Origin of the sequence: Jatrophihabitans sp. (assembly GCF_051960575.1) — a bacterium.
Lineage (GTDB): Bacteria > Actinomycetota > Actinomycetes > Mycobacteriales > Jatrophihabitantaceae > JBQCEE01.
This window is the reverse complement of record NZ_JBQCEE010000197.1, coordinates 1-2,548: the sequence shown is the minus strand read 5'-3', so window position 1 is coordinate 2,548 and position 2,548 is coordinate 1. Positions and strand designations below refer to the sequence as shown.

3 protein-coding genes are annotated in these 2,548 nt (G+C 70.4%); all 3 read left to right on the top strand.

Annotation, left to right across the window (positions count from 1 at the left end):
• Window positions 1-1,229, top strand: a 1,229-nt coding sequence (gene infB / locus ACTHMS_RS10975) for a translation initiation factor IF-2 (RefSeq protein WP_440306699.1), incomplete at its 5' end; no start/stop codon positions are given.
• Between the two features lie 365 nt (window positions 1,230-1,594).
• Window positions 1,595-1,894, top strand: a complete 300-nt coding sequence (locus tag ACTHMS_RS10970) for a DUF503 domain-containing protein (protein WP_440306698.1) — start codon at window positions 1,595-1,597, stop codon at window positions 1,892-1,894.
• 34 nt (window positions 1,895-1,928) lie between these two features.
• A complete protein-coding gene (rbfA, locus tag ACTHMS_RS10965; protein WP_440306697.1) occupies window positions 1,929-2,372 on the top strand; it encodes a 30S ribosome-binding factor RbfA in 444 nt (147 codons plus the stop codon).
• The last annotated feature ends 176 nt before the right edge of the window (window positions 2,373-2,548 follow it).

Genomic DNA, 2,548 nt, shown 5'->3' with positions numbered 1-2,548 from the left:
AGGCGGCCGACGTGCCGATCGTGGTCGCGGTGAACAAGATCGACAAGGAGGGCGCCAACCCGGCCAAGGTGCGCCAGCAGCTCACCGAGTACGGCCTGGTCGCCGAGGAGTACGGCGGCGACACGCTGTTCGTGGACGTGTCGGCGCGGAACAACCTCAACATCGACGGGCTGCTCGAGGGTGTCCTGCTCACCGCCGACGCCGCGCTCGACCAGCGGGCCAATCCCGACCAGGACGCGCAGGGTGTCGTCATCGAGGCCCGGCTCGACCGCGGCCGCGGCCCGGTGGCCACGCTGCTCGTCCAGCGCGGCACGCTGCACGTCGGTGACTCGGTCGTGGCGGGTGACGCGTTCGGACGCGTCCGCGCCATGCTCGACGAGCACGGCGAGACGGTCGAGGTGGCCACGCCGTCGCGTCCGGTGCAGGTGCTCGGTCTGACGAGCGTGCCGGGTGCCGGCGACTCCTTCCTCGTCGTCGAGGAGGACCGCATCGCCCGGCAGATCGCCGACCGCCGCCAGGCCCGCGAGCGCAACGCGCAGCTGGCCGCCGGCCGTCGCCGCATCTCGCTCGACGACCTGGACAAGGCGCTCGCCGCCGGCGAGGTGCAGCAGCTGAACCTCATCATCAAGGGTGACGTGTCCGGTTCGGTCGAGGCGCTCGAGGACGCCCTGGTCAACATCGACCTCGGCGACGCGAAGGAAGAGGTCTCGCTGCGCGTCATCGGCCGCGGCGTCGGTGCCATCACCGAGAACGACATCAACCTCGCCATCGCCTCGGACGCCGTCGTGATCGGCTTCAACGTGCGGCCCGAGGGCAAGGCGCGGGAAGCGGCCGAGCGTGAGGGTGTGGATGTCCGGTACTACACGGTCATCTACCAGGCCATCGACGAGATCGAGGCCGCGCTCAAGGGCATGCTCAAGCCCGAGTACGAGGAGGTGCAGCTCGGCACCGCCGAGGTGCGCGAGGTGTTCCGCGTCCCGCGTGTCGGCAACATCGCCGGTTCGCTGGTGCGCACCGGCACGATCCGCCGCAACACCAAGGCCCGTCTCGTCCGCGACGGCATCGTCGTCGCCGACAACCTCACCGTCGACTCGCTCAAGCGGTTCAAGGACGACGCGACCGAGGTGCGGGACGGCTACGAATGCGGTATCGGGCTCGGGTCGTTCAACGACATCAAGATCGGCGACACGATCGAGACGTTCGAGCTGCGGGAGAAGCCGCGGGTCTGATCGTCTTCGGCTGACGGCTCCGCCGAAGTGCGGGGCCCTGGGATAACTACGAAGACCTTTTACATCCCAGGGCCCCACACTTCGGCTCCGCCGTCGCTGTGGTCGTCTCCCGCTGCTGTGCTCTCCCGCGGCTCGTTGGGTCTCGCTCGCGTCGCGCGGGGGATGTCGTCTCCGCCCCGACTGGCCCGGTGGTGGTGATGGGGGCCGTGGGTGACGAGTGTGGGCGTTGGGTGACGGCGTCCAAGATCGGGTGACGGATCTTGGGCTCGGGTGACGGCATTTTCGTCGTCAGTGGATCTGCAGGTCCGTCACTCGATCTTGCGGTTCGTCACCGTATGGCTTGTGGACGGAGGGGGTGGGCGTTCGTGGTGGTGGGGGTCGTGGTGTTCGACCTGCTGCTGGGGGACATCCACTCGTTGAAGGGGAAGCGGTCGGTGGTGCGGCCGGTCGTGGCGGAGCTGTCGCGTCGGTTCTCGGTGTCGGCGGCCGAGACCGGCAGGATGGACCTGCACCGGCGGGCCGAGGTCTCGGTGGCGCTGGTGGGCTCGTCGCATGCGCACGTGCACGAGGTGTTGGACGAGTGCGAGCGGTTCGTCGCCGGCCGGCCGGAGGCGGAGTTGCTCTCCGTGCGGCGGCGGGTGCTCGACGACGACGATCTGGACTGACGACAGCGATCAGGACAGGGACGAGGAGGACACGGTGGTCGACCAGGCGAGGGCCCGGCGCATGGCGGGGCGCATCAAGCAGATCGTCGCGACCGGGATCGAGATGCAGGTGAAGGATCCCCGGCTCGGCATGGTCACGATCACCGACGTCCGCGTCACCGGCGACCTGCACGACGCGACGATCTTCTACACCGTGCTCGGCGGCGACGAGGAGCGTGCGGCCTCGGCCGCGGCGCTCGAGTCGGCCAAGGGCGTGCTGCGCAGCGAGGTGGGGCGCCAGACCGGTGTCAAGTTCACGCCGACGCTGTCGTTCGTGCTGGACGCGGTGCCGGACACCGCGAAGCACATCGACGAGCTGCTGGCCGTCGCGGCGGCCGCCGACGCACAGGTCGAGGCGGCGCGCCGGGGTGCCGTCCCCGCGGGCGATCCCGACCCGTACCGCAAGCCACGCGAGACCGAGGACGACGACGACGTCTGAGCCCGCCGCCGTGACGACGCCGGCGCCCGCGGCCCGACTGCTGCCGTTGGCGGTGTCGGCGTTCGTCGTGCTCGCCGCCGAGCCGCTCTACCTGCTCGTCGACACCGCTGTCGTCGGCCACCTGGGCTCGGTCGCGCTGGCCGGGCTCGCCGTCGGCGGCGGGCTGCTGGCCTGGG